General features: G+C 37.2%; 18 protein-coding genes and 1 tRNA gene. 8 read left to right on the top strand and 11 right to left on the bottom strand.

All coding sequences use genetic code 11. The features are described from left to right. Nucleotides 1–13: 13 nt before the first annotated feature. From serS to B5440_RS03025, 6 genes are all read right to left on the bottom strand, one after another. Nucleotides 14–1285: a serine--tRNA ligase gene (gene serS / locus B5440_RS03050; RefSeq protein WP_070054519.1), complete on the bottom strand. Its 1272-nt coding sequence runs from the start codon at nt 1283–1285 to the stop codon at nt 14–16. A 157-nt stretch (nt 1286–1442) separates the two neighbouring features. Beyond that, on the bottom strand, nt 1443–2762 hold the full coding sequence (locus B5440_RS03045; protein ID WP_070054518.1) for an HTTM domain-containing protein: 1320 nt from the start codon (nt 2760–2762) through the stop codon (nt 1443–1445). Then, nucleotides 2752–3690 carry a bifunctional riboflavin kinase/FAD synthetase gene (locus B5440_RS03040; RefSeq protein ID WP_070054517.1) on the bottom strand — a complete coding sequence of 313 codons (939 nt, stop codon included), beginning with the start codon at nt 3688–3690 and terminating at the stop codon, nt 2752–2754. Before B5440_RS03040 ends, B5440_RS03045 begins: the two co-directional genes overlap by 11 nt. A gap of 7 nt (nt 3691–3697) precedes the next feature. Further along, nucleotides 3698–4327 carry an aminoacyl-tRNA hydrolase gene (gene pth, locus B5440_RS03035; RefSeq protein WP_070054516.1) on the bottom strand — a complete coding sequence of 210 codons (630 nt, stop codon included), beginning with the start codon at nt 4325–4327 and terminating at the stop codon, nt 3698–3700. 231 nt (nt 4328–4558) lie between these two features. After that, nucleotides 4559–5218 (bottom strand): 50S ribosomal protein L25/general stress protein Ctc, encoded by a 660-nt coding sequence (locus B5440_RS03030; protein WP_070054515.1) that lies wholly within the window; start codon nt 5216–5218, stop codon nt 4559–4561. A gap of 122 nt (nt 5219–5340) precedes the next feature. Then, complete coding sequence (locus B5440_RS03025) at nt 5341–6282, bottom strand: ribose-phosphate pyrophosphokinase (RefSeq protein WP_070054514.1); 942 nt, start codon at nt 6280–6282, stop codon at nt 5341–5343. A gap of 290 nt (nt 6283–6572) precedes the next feature. On the opposite strand from B5440_RS03025, the gene B5440_RS03020 reads away from it, so the two are divergent. Next, nucleotides 6573–7064 carry a CIA30 family protein gene (locus B5440_RS03020; RefSeq protein WP_232756015.1) on the top strand — a complete coding sequence of 164 codons (492 nt, stop codon included), beginning with the start codon at nt 6573–6575 and terminating at the stop codon, nt 7062–7064. A 167-nt stretch (nt 7065–7231) separates the two neighbouring features. Beyond that, nucleotides 7232–7313, top strand: a tRNA-Leu gene (locus tag B5440_RS03015). Between the two features lie 137 nt (nt 7314–7450). On the opposite strand, the gene B5440_RS03010 is transcribed toward B5440_RS03015, so the two are convergent. Next, entirely contained in the window at nt 7451–7891 is a 441-nt protein-coding gene (locus tag B5440_RS03010) for a DUF4468 domain-containing protein (RefSeq protein ID WP_070054513.1), read from the bottom strand. 424 nt (nt 7892–8315) lie between these two features. Then, nucleotides 8316–8882, bottom strand: coding sequence for a PAS domain-containing protein (locus B5440_RS03005; RefSeq protein ID WP_070054602.1), 567 nt, complete (start codon nt 8880–8882; stop codon nt 8316–8318). A gap of 397 nt (nt 8883–9279) precedes the next feature. On the opposite strand from B5440_RS03005, the gene B5440_RS02995 reads away from it, so the two are divergent. From B5440_RS02995 to B5440_RS02985, 3 genes are all read left to right on the top strand, one after another. After that, nucleotides 9280–9870, top strand: a complete 591-nt coding sequence (locus B5440_RS02995) for a HupE/UreJ family protein (RefSeq protein WP_070054511.1) — start codon at nt 9280–9282, stop codon at nt 9868–9870. Between the two features lie 157 nt (nt 9871–10027). Continuing rightward, a complete protein-coding gene (locus tag B5440_RS02990) occupies nt 10028–10459 on the top strand; it encodes a deoxycytidylate deaminase (protein ID WP_057481054.1) in 432 nt (143 codons plus the stop codon). Further along, on the top strand, nt 10456–12045 hold the full coding sequence (locus B5440_RS02985; protein WP_070054510.1) for a S41 family peptidase: 1590 nt from the start codon (nt 10456–10458) through the stop codon (nt 12043–12045). The genes B5440_RS02990 and B5440_RS02985 overlap by 4 nt, the downstream gene beginning before the upstream one ends. A gap of 306 nt (nt 12046–12351) precedes the next feature. Here the strand turns inward: B5440_RS02985 and B5440_RS02975 are convergent, their stop codons facing one another. Genes B5440_RS02975 through B5440_RS02965 form a run of 3 tightly spaced genes read right to left on the bottom strand, consistent with a single transcriptional unit; the run spans nt 12352 to nt 13734 of the window. Beyond that, the gene (locus B5440_RS02975) at nt 12352–12957 is read right to left on the bottom strand and encodes an FAD-dependent oxidoreductase (protein WP_070054508.1); all 606 of its coding nucleotides are present in this window, start codon (nt 12955–12957) and stop codon (nt 12352–12354) included. A gap of 1 nt (nt 12958) precedes the next feature. Next, complete coding sequence (locus B5440_RS02970) at nt 12959–13156, bottom strand: hypothetical protein (RefSeq protein ID WP_070054507.1); 198 nt, start codon at nt 13154–13156, stop codon at nt 12959–12961. Continuing rightward, entirely contained in the window at nt 13153–13734 is a 582-nt protein-coding gene (locus B5440_RS02965) for a MarC family protein (protein WP_070054506.1), read from the bottom strand. The genes B5440_RS02970 and B5440_RS02965 overlap by 4 nt, the downstream gene beginning before the upstream one ends. Nucleotides 13735–14061: 327 nt before the next feature. Here B5440_RS02965 and B5440_RS02960 point away from each other — a divergent pair, with 327 nt between their 5' ends. The 3 genes from B5440_RS02960 to B5440_RS02950 all read left to right on the top strand — a co-directional run bounded on the left by B5440_RS02960 (nt 14062) and on the right by B5440_RS02950 (nt 15423). After that, nucleotides 14062–14436: a hypothetical protein gene (locus B5440_RS02960; protein WP_070054505.1), complete on the top strand. Its 375-nt coding sequence runs from the start codon at nt 14062–14064 to the stop codon at nt 14434–14436. Continuing rightward, on the top strand, nt 14408–14716 hold the full coding sequence (locus tag B5440_RS02955) for a hypothetical protein (RefSeq protein ID WP_141728132.1): 309 nt from the start codon (nt 14408–14410) through the stop codon (nt 14714–14716). The genes B5440_RS02960 and B5440_RS02955 overlap by 29 nt, the downstream gene beginning before the upstream one ends. 143 nt (nt 14717–14859) lie before the next feature. Beyond that, on the top strand, nt 14860–15423 hold the full coding sequence (locus tag B5440_RS02950) for a DUF3109 family protein (protein ID WP_070054503.1): 564 nt from the start codon (nt 14860–14862) through the stop codon (nt 15421–15423). Nucleotides 15424–15433 lie beyond the last annotated feature (10 nt).

Below are 15433 nucleotides of genomic sequence, written 5' to 3'. Positions count from 1 at the left end.
TATGTTTAGCCGCTTAATCTATAAGATCGAAACCTGTGTAAGGCACCAAGACATCAGGAACTTTAATTCCGTCTTCAGTTTGATAGTTCTCCAGAATTCCTGCAAGAACACGCGGCAGGGCCAAAGCACTTCCGTTAAGTGTGTGCACCAATTCCTTTTTTCCTTCTTTATTCTTATAGCGAAGTTTAAGTCGGTTAGCCTGGAAAGTTTCAAAATTTGAAACCGAGCTAATCTCTAACCAACGATCTTGTGCGGTAGAAAATACCTCAAAATCGTAAGTAAGGGCTGAAGTAAAACCAAGATCACCACCGCAAAGCCTTAAAATTCGGTAAGGTAATTTTAGATCGGCCAGAATATCTTTAATATGCTCCACCATGTTATCTAAAGCCGCATAAGAATTTTCAGGTTTTTCAATTCTTACCAGCTCCACTTTATCAAATTGATGTAAACGGTTAAGGCCGCGAACGTGGGCGCCATAAGAACCAGCTTCGCGTCTAAAACACGGAGTATAACCGGTACAGGCAATTGGAAAATCTTTATCGGTTAACAAACGGTCACGGTACATATTCGTTATAGGCACCTCGGCAGTTGGAATCATATAAAGATCATCAGCCGTGATGTGATACATTTGGCCTTCTTTATCTGGCAATTGTCCTGTTCCTAGCCCTGAAGCTTCGTTGATCATTAAGGGTAATTGATATTCGGTATAACCGGCATCAATGGCTTTATCTAAAAAGTAAGTAATTAAAGCTCTTTGCAAACGTGCGCCTTTCCCTTTATAAACAGGGAACCCGGCACCGGTTACTTTATTACCAAGTTCAAAATCTATAATATCGTATTTCTTGGCAAGTTCCCAGTGTGGAAGCGAACCTTCTGCAAGCACAGGCACATCACCCTCTTTAAAGATCTCTTCGTTATCATCTTCGGAAGTTCCCGCGGGCACAGATTCGTGAGGAACGTTAGGAATAGTATAAAGCAAAGTTTCCAGTTTTGCTACAGTTTCAGAAAGCTCTTCGGAAAGCGCTTTAGAATCTTCCTTTAGATTCCCGGTTTTTTCTTTGATGAGATTGGCTTTTTGATGTTCTCCATTTTTGAACATCATCCCAATTTCTTTAGAAAGCCTGTTGGATTCAGCTAAAATATCATCGAGTTTTACCTGGGTTGCCCTACGTTTTTCGTCTAACTGCAACACCTCTTCAAGAATACTTTCGGCCTCAAAATTTCTTTTTTTGAGTGCGTTAATGAAGTCCTGCTTATTTTCCCTGATATTATTAACCTGTAACATAGCTTTCTTTTACTCGATAATCGAGAGTTAAATGTTCCGTCCCGAAGAATCGGAATGCCTCGAAATTATTAATTATTTCCTCGTAAAGCTTCGTAGACCTGCCCGAAGTGATTTACCTGATTTGAAGCTGCAAATGTAAGAAAAGCACTGAAGAATTCTAGTCTAATTTTGAAGGTAAAATCCAGTCGTGATGCTTAAAATGATGCCATTTTTCAGCGGCAAGATCTACTTTTGGATCAATAAACGGCTCATAAGGACGGCCGTTGATACTTATTTTAGATTTTACAAACACCTGCACATCTTTTCCTTCTTCGGCATAATCTTCCTTAAGATGCTGCGCAAACTGCCACATCATATCTGGCTTACTGGTTACAGATCGCATTTGCTTTCTAGTCAAATAGCGAGCTTTGTTCACGTGAATGGTATCGGTTGTTCCTTTTTCCACCACTTTAAAAGTGGTTTTTCCGGAACGGGAACGCAACATCATCCGCCAGCTTAGTCTATGGCCTTCCTCTGTCCAGAGTACATTATCCTTAAAAAACCAGTGCCTAAGCGGTAAGCCAATTTGGATAACGAACCAAAGCGCGAGAACCACAATTAGTGGTTTTTTATAGGAAGGCACTATAATCTCCCCTTTATCGTAATGAGGCTTTTTGTTCCGAAGAATGTATTTATTTATTATTTCTGAAGGAAAAAAGAACAGGCAAAAAGCCAGGGACAAATATGGAAAGATCCCAATATGGAAAATAAAACTATTAAAAAGATGAAAGAAAATGGCGAGGATAAAAGCCGGCATTCTTGTTCGTTTCCACAAAAGCGCCGGGATAATCAATAAATCGAAGATTAACCCAAAATACGTAATTATATACCTAACCCAGTTCTGCTGAAGTATTTCTCCAACCAGCCAATAATCGGCTTTCCCACGCATAAGCATAGCCGGCAACGTGCCATCTAACCAATCTGGATATAATTTGGCTACTGAAGCGTAAGTATATACAATCCATAATTGTAAAACAATTAAAAGCCAGACCCATTGCGGCATGGCAATCTTTCTAAAATCTGGTTTTTTCCAGGCGTCAATGGAGAGATAGCGATGTGCGGGCAGAAAAAACATAATTCCGCATAACAGCATCAGCAAATAATAATGATTGTTATAGGAGGATTTTTGCATCAGGTAAACCGATGCCCACATAACGGTGTAACAAAAAATACTAAAACGATATTTAAAGCCCAGCATCACAAAAATGCCAAACAGTCCCATTATTCCGTAGTAAAATAACATTCCATTGCCCGGGAGCGGTTGCAGGAATTCAAAACCAATAAAATTAAAAGTAAAGTCGGGCTCAATGAGTGCTCTGCGAATCCAACCCGTAAAAATGGCTCCAACAGCTTCAATAGTGATAAGCAGGCCAAAAATAATTCTGAATGCAATAAGTGCCGAATTATCTACCTGCTTAAAAAGCCATTTATTGAGCATAATTATCTCTAATATACTGTTTAGAAAAGGCTTCGTCCTGTCTCATTGCGGTCTTTAGAGCTTCTATAGAACTAAATTTCTTCTCTTCTCTAATCCTGGTGAGCATTTCTATTTTAAGCTCTTTATCGTAGAGATCTTCATCAAGATCAAAGAAATAGGTTTCTATGGTTTGTTCCTCTCCACCAACCGTTGGATTGGTGCCTATATTCATCATTCCAAAATGGGTTTTCCCATTAATATTGGAACGCACCACGTAAACCCCATTTTTTGGAATTAGTTTGTAGTCTTCTTTAATTTTTAAATTGGCGGTAGGGTAATTGAATTCTTTCCCCAAACCGCGGCCTTTTACCACAGTACCTCTTAAACTAAATGGCGTTTGTAAATAGTTATTGGCCTGTTCTACCCGACCGTCTAATAGTGCATTTCTTATTTTGGTAGAACTCACCGCTACCTGGTCTACTTCCTGCTTGGTGATCTCTTCTACATCAAAACCATACTCTTCCCCAAATTGCTTTAAAGTATTGATATCTGCTGTACGATTTCGGCCAAAACGATGATCATATCCAATAATCACTTTCTTGGCTTTTAAGCGATTTACTAAAATATCGCGCACAAATTCCTGTGCAGTAAGCCTTGAAAACTGTTGAGTAAATGGATGTACCACCAAATGATCTATCCCGGTTTCTTCCAGAATTTCGGTGCGTTCCTCTATGGTATTTATAAGTTTTAGTCCGCTTTCTTTTTGCAGCACCATTCTGGGATGCGGGAAAAAAGTAAATATTACCGACTCAAGATTTTCAATCGTGGCAGCATCTACAAGACGTTTAATAATTTGTTGGTGACCGGCATGCACCCCATCAAAAGTTCCAATGGTAACTACCGTTTGCTTTTCACCTTTAAAAGCATTTGCTCCTTTATGTATCTTCAAGCTCAACTTATTTTCCGTTAAAAGAATTCATTGTGTTAGAAACGCCTGCGGTTCCAAAAGATTTTACCAACTCGGCCGATTTCTGAAAGCGTTCGGGCAATTCCTTTTTTTCTTCTTCACCCCATTCGCCCAGAACATAATCTACTTGCTGACCTTTAGAAAACTCATCGCTAATTCCGAATCTAAACCTATTATATTTAGTGGTATTTAGCGTGTTTTGAATGTCTTTCAAGCCATTATGCCCACCATCGCTACCTTTGGTTTTTAGCCGGATAGTACCGAATGCTAAATTAAGATCATCGGTAATCACCAATAAATTCTGTAATTCTATTTTTTCTTTCTGAAGCCAGTAATTAACAGCCTTCCCGCTTAAATTCATATAAGTTGAAGGCTTCAACATTATAAAGGTCCGGCCTTTAAACTTAAATGTAGCAATATCTCCTAATTTTTCTGTAGAAAAACTCACCTCTTCTTTTTCGGCTATATAATCTAAGATTTTGAATCCAATATTATGGCGGGTGTTCGCATACTTAGGACCTGGATTTCCCAGCCCTACGATCAAAAATTTCTTCATGGGATCTTGTTCTTCTTCCTGGGGCTTTTTCTTACTGAGTATTCTTCCGAAGAAAGACAGCATAGCTTTAGTTTTGGTAAAGATAAAATTATTAGAATATCTAACTAAAAGTTTTTACTCGATAATCGAGACTGAATACTCCAGGGCTTGTCTGGAAAGTAAAATATTGTTTCGAATATATAGAGTCGGGAGCTAGCTTTAAGCTAGTTTACCACTGATAAATTTTAAAATCTTCGGAAATAAAAAAAGCACCCCAAATGGGATGCTTTTATGTTTTGTTGAAAAAAGAATAGATTAATTATCTTCTCCTTCTTTAACTGCAGCAACATCATCTGTTTCAGTAGATGGTACTTCGTCTGCTGGTACTTCATCTTCATCATCTTCGTCGTCCTCAAGGGCAACAATGTTACGTGAAGTTCTAACCTGACAAATTACTGTGTTATCTGGGTGCTGAATTTCGTAAGATTCATCTGCAACCGCAGTAACGTAAAGTTTTTGACCTATCTTAAGTTTAGATACGTTTGCAGTAATATAATCTGGCAATTCCTGAGCCAAACCTCTTACTTTTAATCTACGTAAGTTGTAACGTAATACACCACCATTCTTTACACCTCTGGCTACACCTTCGGTATGAATTGGAATTTCCATAGTGATTGGCTTATCATCACTAATTTGGTAGAAGTCTACGTGTAAGATAGCATCTGTAACCGGGTGGAACTGGATGTCCTGAAGAATAGCGTCAAACTTCTCGCTATCTCCAAACTTAATTTCCACAGTATGCACATCTGGGGTGTACACAAGGTTGTTAAACGAAATTTCTTCTGTTGCAAAGTGCAACGGCTTGGCATCTCCCCCGTATAATACGCAAGGAACCTGTCCAGCATTACGTAGGGCCTTCGTGGCTTTCTTTCCTACGCTTTCTCTTTTAGATCCGTTGATCGTAATTGATTTCATTGTTGAAAAATTTTAGGCTGCAAAAGTAGCGCTTTTTTCCTTTCTATAAAACCCTGAATCAAAATTCTTTAAAGCAAGCTTCTTATTAATGAAACTCCTTAAGAAACTGATTGCAAGAAGACTTACATGATAAATTTAGAACTGATGGATTTATTTTTGTGTACCCTGCTCATTACATCGGCAAAAAGATCGGCACAGCTTACCACTTTAATTTTAGGACTATCTTGTTTTAAAGGAATAGAATCGGTAACAATTAATTCCTGAAGTTTAGAATTTTCAATTCGCTCGTAAGCCTCTCCAGAAAGTACCGGGTGTGTACAAATAGCACGTACACTTTTGGCACCACGCTCCATCATCACATCAGCAGCTTTAGTAAGTGTTCCGGCAGTATCTACCATATCATCTACCAATACCACATTTTTTCCTTCTACATTACCAATTAGTTCCATATGTGAAATCGTATTGGCTTTGGCCCTTTGTTTATAACAGATAACCACATCGCTTTCCAGGGCCTTAGAATAAGCATAAGCCCGTTTAGAACCACCCATATCAGGCGATGCTATGGTTAAGTTATCCAGTCCTAATTTTCTTAAATGCGGAAGAAATATTGTAGACGCAAACAAGTGATCTACAGGTTTTTCAAAGAACCCCTGAATTTGATCGGCGTGCAAATCCATAGTAATAATCCTGGTTGCGCCGGCAGTTTCAAGAATACTTGCAATCATTTTAGCCGCGATTGGCACCCTGGGTTTATCCTTTCTATCCTGGCGTGCCCATCCGAAATACGGTAGCACGGCAGTAATATGCCTGGCTGATGCTCTTTTTGCAGCATCCAGCATTAATAGCATTTCCATTAAATGATCTGATCCCGGATGGGTTGATCCTATAATAAAAACTCGAGATCCGCGAACCGATTCTTCAAAAGAAGGCTGAAACTCCCCATCACTATAAGTAGAGGTGATTACGTTTCCTAATTTGGTGCCGTAAGCAGCCGCTATTTCTGTAGCTAAAGCTTTACTCTGTGTACAGGAAAAAATTTTTGCTTCGGTAGTTGCTTCTGACATTTTTGTGTTGTGTTTGAGTGTTTGTTGGGATTATGTTGTGTGGCCCCAAATTTATAAATTTATTTCTTTCTGAACAGGCTTTGAAAGAAGCTACTTCGTGTTAAAAAATAGGATTTTAGCATTAGCCTATTAAAGCGGGAAAAACTAAAGCAAATATCCGAGTAATTTAAAGTTGAAATACCCGGCAATTCCCAGCAAGAAACCCGTATATGGTTTATTTTCAGAAAAATACTAACTTTAAAAGAAAAATGGTTCAACAGCAATATGCTTTAATCTTAATACCTTTTATTATGAGCAGTTTACTCATTTTCGACTTTAGTGCTACAAATGACTGGTCGGGCTGGGAAGTAGAAAACGATGTGGTGATGGGAGGAAATTCTTCCAGCCAACTGGAGCGCAGTGCTGAAGGCAATGCTGTTTTTAAAGGCACTGTTTCCCTGGAAAACAATGGTGGGTTTGCTTCATTGCAATATCATTTTCCTTCTAAAAATATCAAGGCCTACACTAAAGCATCTATTAAAATAAAAGGAGACGGAAAAGAATATCAGTTCAGGATAAAATCTAATCTAAAAGATAGAGCTTCCTATATATATACTTTTAAAACTACCGGAGACTGGCAAACTATAGAGATCCCAATAAATGAAATGACGCCAACCTTCAGGGGCCGAAAACTGGATATCCCTAACTTTTCGGCAGATGAGATTCAGGAAGTGCGGTTTTTAATTGGAAATAAAAGAGCTGAAGATTTCCGACTTATAATTGACAAGATCGAGTTAAAGTAAAATTTTCCCAAAGTTGAGAAATCGGCTTTTTTATTACGCACAATAAGCTTACAGACGCAGTTAAAAAGTTCAAAAAAATTCATTCCAGCCTTCACTTTAGCCCTTTGGAAAAAAAGTAGAAAAAACCGTGTGGAGAATGTAAATTTTTATAATTTTGCCGTCCACTTGCTCGAGTGGCGGAACTGGTAGACGCGCTGGATTCAAAATCCAGTAACTTCGGTTGTGCGGGTTCGATTCCCGCCTCGAGTACTTAAAAACCTGTAAACACTACTTATCAATGTGTTACGGGTTTTTTTATGCCCTGCTTACAAATATTTGACAAAGAATAATGAAAGTATCTCTTTTTTTATCCGTTTAAATAACAATTAAAAGTTGTTTTTCTTTGACTAAAATGCGGTTAATTGTTCCTCACTCATATAATCAATATAAGAGTTTATTAATTTTCTAATATTTAGAATGGCCTTTTTTTTATTGAATTTCCCGGTTGCAACAAACTGCTCAGGTTTTACGGTTATTTTTGTTGCACTGTCTTTTAATTGAATTTGAATATTGGCGTTATATCCGCCATTTTGATAAATAGCAAATCCATTATAAGCCCATTTAGGTGCCATTTGGTATTTACCCGTTATAATCCCTTCTTCTTTATCTCTAAAATCTATTACCATACGCGGACTATTAAACGCTTCCGAAAACCAAGAATTTGCCCTTACATATAATTCATTTTTTGAGCCTGGCGCTTCGAATGATTTTTCTATCGGTTCAATTGTAGTAGGTTTTGTTCCGCAGGCAAATACAATTAATGGTATAAGTAGTAATAATCTTCTCATTTGTAGTTCATTTAAAGTTTAAACCAACTAAAGTATAAAAAGCTACTTAATAAGTGAGCGAACAGATATGGAGATATTCTTTTTATACATCCAATTTGTTTAATTCCTACCTTTTATTTTTTCTTTTTTACTGTGAGAAAAACTTGTTCTTTTTACCAGGTAAGAAAGACTATTTTTTTATCGGGTAAAAAATAATTGACTGATCAAACTCACACATAAAGAGATAGTGAGATATTATAATTTTCAAAATGTACTTTAATTCTTGGCATCCTAAGGTAATCTCGTCTGACGAGACCTCCAGATACATCCTAAAGAAATCTAAGATCACTACAGGCGTAAATAAATTTTATTTTATTCTACATCAATTACCTGAAAATTTGATTTAAAGCGCCATCATCTATCTTTGATTTGGTTTAGAATTATTTCAACCAGCCTGTCGCTCCAGCGCTAAATAGTGAGTGGTATTATCATTGATTAATGGAATCACACTAATCTCACATTTATAAGCGGTTTGGTCTTTTTTGTAGTTAATCAAAACTTCTGTAAAAGGTTCTTCCCGTGAGAGTTTCTGCCTTATTCGCTCTAAAGCTACTTTATCGGTTTCTTTTCCCTGTAAAAAATGTGGAGTTTTATTGACAGCGAACCTACTACTGTATCCAGTCATTTCGCTGAAACCTTCACTCACCCATTCTATTTTCGCTTCTTTATTAGTAAGCACTAAAGCATCAAAAGTTTTATCTTTAAACACAGCATCAAGATCGTTTTCCCATTCAAACTTCTTCGCCAACTCCTTAAAGGAATTAATAGTATTCTGCTGCCTTAAAATCGCTAATTGCCTTGCATAATAATCGTTATAAATATCCCAGCTACGAAGAGGCATCAGTTTGATTTCAGAAACCCTTATATCATCTTCAATTTCTCTGTACTCTTCCATACTTAGAGAGGAAAGATAAATATCCAGAGACTGCATGTTCATTAAATTCTTCTTCATAATTTTTTCTTTTATCAATAAACCGACTCCAATTCTGGGTGATTTAATTTTATTAAAAACAAAATCTGTCCGGCAGAGGGGCATTCAAAATTCACTTAACAAGCAAAACTAACCAAAATCACGTTCAACATCGTTTAAACCAACGTTAATGTTTGATTTTTCACTAAAAAAGTTAGACGTTACATAAAGAAAATCGGGTTTTTGTGGGTGATTACTATAACCAAAATGTATCAACTCATATTCATAGTTCAGCATTAACATTACCCGGAGAGTCCTTAATTTAATCATGAAATTTCCTTAAAAAAAACCTCTTTAGCAGGGCAAAACTGAGCCCTCCAAAAGCCTTTGCAATTTTCTGAATAAGTTGTACTTTCGGGTTTTTCTAATAATTTTTTATATGTCTCAATTCTGGCTGTACTTTAGATTAGGTCTCGAACACGTTCTGGACTGGCAGGCTTATGACCATATTTTGTTTCTAATCGTTCTGGTTACAGCCTACACTTTTAGCAGCTGGAAACGAATTCTTTGGTTGGTGACTTTATTTACCATTGGCCATACCCTGGCCTTATTCCTTTCTGTTTACGGAATTGTTAAAGTAGATTCGGCCTGGGTGGAATTGCTCATTCCTATTACAATAATTCTTACAGCTTTGTACAATATAGTAACCGCCAGCAAAAAAGAACGTAACAAAAACCACAATCCCCTGTATTTTACTACGGTATTTTTCGGTTTAATACACGGTCTTGGGTTTTCTACCTATTTTAAGATGGTTGCAGCAAATACCGAAAGTAAATTTTTACCACTTCTGGAATTTGCTTTAGGAATAGAAACTGCACAGGTTATTGTAGTAATTGCTGTAATTATTCTTGGTTTTATTGCTCAAAATATCTTTTCGGTTTCTAAAAGAGACTGGATATTAGTAAGTTCAGCAATAGTTATTGGTATTATTTTACCAATTCTTCAGGAAAATTTTCAGGCTATTTTTTAAATTAGGGAATTAATTTAAAAACTTCGGAGCAAGCTCACGAAGCATTGTTATTGGAAAATATAATTTGATTTCGAGGCATCCCGATGCTTCGGGACGGAGTATTTAATCTCGATTATCGAGTAAAAAATCACATCTGCAAAGCCGGAAAATAGCGCTCATGGATAAGAAAAAACAATTAAAATACGATAAAGCTTATTTGAGAATTGCTCGAGAATGGAGTAAATTATCACAATGTAAAAGAAAGCAGGTTGGCGCAGTTATTGTGAAAGATAGAATGATAATTTCTGATGGTTTTAACGGCACCCCTACTGGTTTTGAAAATTATTGTGAAGATGACGAAGGCTACACTAAATGGTATGTGCTACACGCTGAAGCCAATGCTATTTTAAAAGTTGCAGGCTCTACCCAATCCTGCAATGGCGCCACGCTATATATCACGATGTCCCCCTGCAAGGAATGCAGTAAATTAATTCACCAGGCAGGAATCACCAGGCTGGTTTATCATATAGATTACAAAGATAATTCGGGACTCGAATTTCTTGAAAAGGCCGGAGTAGAACTTGAAATGATAAAGGATTTAGAAGATTGAATACCAGGCAAAAAATATTAATTCCTATTCTTCTCGCAACAGCTTGCGCTACCGGCGTATTGCTGGGCGGAAAATTGGATTTTTCCTCTTCTGACACCCTATTTTCTTCAAATCCGAAAAAACAAAAACTCAACCGACTTATAGACTACATAGATTATGAGTATGTAGACGATGTGAATACCGATAGTATAGTAGATCTTACGGTAAATAGAATCCTTGAAAATCTCGATCCGCATTCGGTATACATTCCTAAAGAAGAATATGCAGGCGTAGTGGAGAATATGCAGGGTGATTTTGTAGGAATTGGAGTTAGCTTTTATAATGTAAACGATACTGTTGTGGTGATTCAGGCCCTGGAAGGCGGCCCAAGCGAAGAAATAGGAATTCGTGGCGGCGACCGGATTCTGTATGCCGATGGCACACCACTTTTCAACAATAATATTAGTAATGATTCTTTAACCAAACATCTTAAAGGAGAAGAAGATTCGCGGGTAACACTTAAGGTAAAAAGAAAGGGCATTAAAGACCTGCTAACTTTTAAGGTAAGAAGAGGTAGAGTTCCTCTAAAAAGTGTGGATGCCGCATATATGTTATCGCCAGATGTCGGCTATATTAAGGTGAACAGATTTTCTGAAACTACCTATAAAGAATTTGAAAAAGCATTGAAAGATCTCAAGGCCAAAGGCGCTAATCAAATCGCTTTAGACCTTAGGGACAATCCCGGCGGTTACCTTTCTGAAGCTATTAAAATTGTAGATGAATTCCTCGAGGACGAAAAACTGATTCTATACACCAAAAATAAAAGTGGCGCTGTAGAAGAAACATTTTCAAGACGAAAAGGACTTTTGGAAAATGGTGATCTCTATGTGCTCATTAACGAGAATTCAGCTTCGGCCAGTGAAGTTGTAGCGGGCGCATTACAGGACAACGATCGCGGTACTATTGTAGGTCGCAGGTCTTACGGTAAAGGCCTTGTGCAACGCGAAATGGAATTAGGCGATGGTAGTGCAGTTAGGTTAACAATTGCCCGCTATTACACCCCTACAGGCCGTTCTATCCAAAAGCCTTACGATAACGGAAACGAAAGCTATTTTAAAGATTACATGCGCCGTTACAAGAATGGTGAACTCAACAGTGCCGACAGTATAAATGTAGATGATTCTCTTAGATACGAAACTCCCGAAGGGAAAGTAGTTTACGGCGGCGGCGGGATTATTCCCGATATCTTTATTCCACTTGATAGCGATAATGAAAGAAACAACATTAAACTCCTATTACACGGCGGTTATATGAGTCGGTTTATCTTTAATGTACTGGAAGAAAATCGTAGTTTTTACAACAATGTTAAGCGCGAGAATTTTGAGAGTGAAGTGGTTATTTCAGATGAAATGGTGCGCGATTTTGTTCGTTTTGTAGCGAGTGCCAATATCAGGCTGAATGTAAATAGTCAAAAAACACTTTTAAAACAATTTTTAAAGGCTGTGATCGCCCAGCAGCTATACGGCACTACCGCTTTTGAGAAATTGATCAATGAAAATGATCCCGCTATTGAAAAAGTGCTTGAATTATCGAAAAAAAATGAATAAATTGCATTCGTGAGTGCGTTTCATGAAAATCTTATAATATTTCTTACTGTTTCCCCGCTATTTTTCTTCATTGTAGCGGTGAGCTTTAGATTATTGGATAATAGCGCACTACTTTTCTTACAGAAAGAAATCCTGGTTACTTCCTCTAATGTTTCAGTGAGTTGTATTAAAAGTCAGATTAAAATTACAGAAGATAAAGACTTTCGAAATAAATTAAAACTAGCCCTTCTTTACAGAAGATTACACCGCACCTGCCTAATTTTAATGATCTTTTCTGTCCCCTTAATGGTAACGGGTTACTATATGTTATAGCACTTTATCGTGTACTTTGGTATGTTCCCCGGTCCATAAACTCAGGATATCTGTGGCCACACTAGCCCCACTTCCGCAGGCAATAGCGAATTGACTTCGCCAACCGGCAAGACTACCTGCAACATAAATGCCTGGTTTCACCAAATGATCTTTGTTTTTCAGCTGAATACGCTCTTTAGAAACTTTCGCTTTTTTATGCGGAATCACTTCATTTTCTAATCCTTCTATTCTAAAAGGACTGTTATAACCGGTGGCTATTACTACAATTTCAGTTTCATAGCTATTTTTATTGGTAACTACCCTGAAACCTTCGTCTAACTGAATGATCTCCTTAACTTTTTCTTTATCTATTTGTTCGATCTCGGGATATTGCTCTTCTAAATGCAACACACCTTCTTCCAGGATTTGTTTTCCCGAAGTTCCCGGCACCACCCCCAATGCATTATTAAGAAGCGCCGAGTTTAGATGGGAAGCTTTCTGATGCATAATAATCCCTACATTCTTATTAGAAACTACATTTTTCTGGATTGCAGAGCCCAGAATAAGCGCGCAAGACATTCCGGCAGCGCCACCTCCTATAATAAGAACGTTAAATTTCATTTTAAGAATTATGCTTTTCGGCTATACTTCTGGAGGTTAATAAAATCCCCATAAGTATTATAAGACAAAGACCACCTACTATTACAAGCACAGCAGTACCGCTATCGCCTTTTAAAAGCGCATCAAAATTCAAAACGGTTGTACTGTAGCCAATAATAACTAAGGCTAGAAAAATTACGGTATAAATAAATAACTTCATGTAAATAAACTCTGAATATTAGTGGCAAATAATTTCACGGCAATAGCAAGTAAAATTACACCAAACACTTTTCTAATTACGCTAATGCCCTGGCTTCCTAAAACCCTCTCAATTTTAGTAGAAGATTTTAATACCATATACACAAAGATAATATTGATTAGGATAGCCACAATAATATTTATCGCTTCATATTCTGCCTGTAGCGATACTAGCGTAGTAAGTGTACCCGCACCGGCAATTAATGGGAACGCCAGCGGAACAATAGAAGCGGTTTCGGGTTCATCGTCTTTATAAAGTGTAATTCCTAAAATCATCTCTAAGGCCAGGAAAAACAAAATAAATGCACCGGCTACGGCAAACGAATTTACATCTATCCCAATAAGATTTAAGATCTCTTTTCCTACAAATAGAAAAACGATCATAATAATCCCGGCGACTACCGAAGCCTTTTCACTTTGAATATGCCCTACCTTTTTACGCAGGTCTATAATAATTGGGATATTTCCAATTATATCTATAACCGCGAAGAGAATCATTCCGGCGGTAAAAATCTGTTTTGCGTTAAGTAATTCCCACATAACTCCCCTTTTTAAAAATTTTGCGCAAAAGTAATTTTTAAAAACAGAGTGTCAAGCAATTAGGAAGTAAAATTTTTATTAAAATTTAACCAGTTTTTCAGAGAACCTAATACCGGTTATTTGAGTATAATCCTGGTAAAATTTTCAGATAAACTGAATTTGCCAAAAAATACGTAAAAACAAGTATTTCACTAGAAAACAGCTTAATATACTTTTAATCTTCCCAACTTGGTTCAATTTTCAATATATCTTTTTGATCAATAAAATAAAGGAGTAATTATTCCCCGGGCCTCTCCTGTGAATTTTTTAAACTAACACCATCAAGTAATGAAAACAAAAACTAACATTTTGATTGCCCTGGTAATTATACTGAATATGGGAAACATTAACGCCCAGGAATCTATTTCTTACAACAAAAACCAAACGGAAGAAAAAAAAGTAAGACCCTTTAGAGTTGGCGCTAAACTTGGATTTCCCAATATAATAGGCGGAAATATAGAATATGTAACACCACTTTTCAATGATAAATTAGCGGTTAACCTGGATTATTCAATGATAAAATCAGATTGGTTAGGCTTTGATGAAGAGGCCGAGGCCGAGAATAATGAATTAGACCTCACTTATATTGAAGGCGGATTAAATTACTATTTCTTTAAACCGGGAAGAGGTTTGTATGGGGGGGTTGAGTTACGGAAATATTAAAGCGAAAGGCACAATAGTCTACCAGGAATTTAGAGATATTGTAGATACATCACATGGCTCTCTGAATGTGAAATTAGGAGCAAAACTAGGGGGCCTTTTTTACTTTAGACCTGAAATTGGTTATGCATTTTCTCCATTACCAGAAACAATAGAAACGACAAGAGTTTACAACGATGGAAACAGCGAAACCAGACGAATAAGTTTTGATACCGACGGGACACCTTATGCCTTATTTTTCTCTGGTTTTATGGCAAATATTGGTATAGGCTTCGCATTCTAAAATTAAGCAGTACCAGTCATTAAATACCTACAAAACTATATCTTAAAATTTTCTGCTTTAGAATTTAAATTAATTGGGCAAAACATAAAAGATTTGTAGGTTAAAATTTTCCGGGTCAGGTAAGTTAAATTTATATTTGCAGCATGTTTCAAATAGGAAAAACCATAGTTTCAGAAGAGATCTTAACCAAAGATTTTGTGTGCAACCTTTCAGCATGTAAAGGCGCGTGCTGCGTAGACGGTGATGCCGGTGCCCCGGTAACGCCAGAAGAAAGGCAAATTCTAGACGATATCTATCCAAAAGTAAAGCCTTATTTGCGCCAAAAAGGAATAGAGGCTATAGAGAAACAAGGTACCTATATCACTACCGATCTTGATGAGATTGAAACCCCATTGATAGATGGAGCAGATTGTGCTTACGTAACTTTTGATGAAAAAGGCACCGCGCTTTGCGGAATTGAAGAAGCTTACAACCAGGGAGAAATCGATTTTAAAAAACCTATCTCCTGTCACTTATACCCAGTTCGTATTCAGGAATATTCAGAATTTTCTGCTGTCAATTACCATAAATGGCAAATTTGTGACGATGCCTGTAGCCTGGGAGCAGAGCTTCAGGTGCCGGTTTATAAATTCACCAAAGATGCACTTATCAGGAAATTTGGTGAAGACTGGTACAACCAATTAGAAGAAGCTGCGAAAGAAATTTAAATCCACCACA

Source organism: Salegentibacter salarius, assembly GCF_900168265.1.
Lineage (GTDB): Bacteria > Bacteroidota > Bacteroidia > Flavobacteriales > Flavobacteriaceae > Salegentibacter > Salegentibacter salarius.
This window is presented reverse-complemented; position numbering and strand designations above follow the sequence as displayed.

Excerpts from the sequence above, each read along its gene's own strand:
- serS (WP_070054519.1), bottom strand. The coding sequence starts at position 1,285 with ATGTTACAGGTTAATAATATCAGGGAAAATAAGCAGGACTTCATTAAC.
- B5440_RS03045 (WP_070054518.1), bottom strand. The coding sequence starts at position 2,762 with ATGCTCAATAAATGGCTTTTTAAGCAGGTAGATAATTCGGCACTTATT.
- pth (WP_070054516.1), bottom strand. The coding sequence starts at position 4,327 with ATGCTGTCTTTCTTCGGAAGAATACTCAGTAAGAAAAAGCCCCAGGAA.
- B5440_RS03030 (WP_070054515.1), bottom strand. The coding sequence starts at position 5,218 with ATGAAATCAATTACGATCAACGGATCTAAAAGAGAAAGCGTAGGAAAG.
- B5440_RS03025 (WP_070054514.1), bottom strand. The coding sequence starts at position 6,282 with ATGTCAGAAGCAACTACCGAAGCAAAAATTTTTTCCTGTACACAGAGT.
- B5440_RS03020 (WP_232756015.1), top strand. The coding sequence starts at position 6,573 with ATGAGCAGTTTACTCATTTTCGACTTTAGTGCTACAAATGACTGGTCG.
- B5440_RS03010 (WP_070054513.1), bottom strand. The coding sequence starts at position 7,891 with ATGAGAAGATTATTACTACTTATACCATTAATTGTATTTGCCTGCGGA.
- B5440_RS03005 (WP_070054602.1), bottom strand. The coding sequence starts at position 8,882 with ATGAAGAAGAATTTAATGAACATGCAGTCTCTGGATATTTATCTTTCC.
- B5440_RS02995 (WP_070054511.1), top strand. The coding sequence starts at position 9,280 with ATGTCTCAATTCTGGCTGTACTTTAGATTAGGTCTCGAACACGTTCTG.
- B5440_RS02990 (WP_057481054.1), top strand. The coding sequence starts at position 10,028 with ATGGATAAGAAAAAACAATTAAAATACGATAAAGCTTATTTGAGAATT.
- B5440_RS02975 (WP_070054508.1), bottom strand. The coding sequence starts at position 12,957 with ATGAAATTTAACGTTCTTATTATAGGAGGTGGCGCTGCCGGAATGTCT.
- B5440_RS02970 (WP_070054507.1), bottom strand. The coding sequence starts at position 13,156 with ATGAAGTTATTTATTTATACCGTAATTTTTCTAGCCTTAGTTATTATT.
- B5440_RS02965 (WP_070054506.1), bottom strand. The coding sequence starts at position 13,734 with ATGTGGGAATTACTTAACGCAAAACAGATTTTTACCGCCGGAATGATT.
- B5440_RS02960 (WP_070054505.1), top strand. The coding sequence starts at position 14,062 with ATGAAAACAAAAACTAACATTTTGATTGCCCTGGTAATTATACTGAAT.
- B5440_RS02955 (WP_141728132.1), top strand. The coding sequence starts at position 14,408 with ATGGGGGGGTTGAGTTACGGAAATATTAAAGCGAAAGGCACAATAGTC.
- B5440_RS02950 (WP_070054503.1), top strand. The coding sequence starts at position 14,860 with ATGTTTCAAATAGGAAAAACCATAGTTTCAGAAGAGATCTTAACCAAA.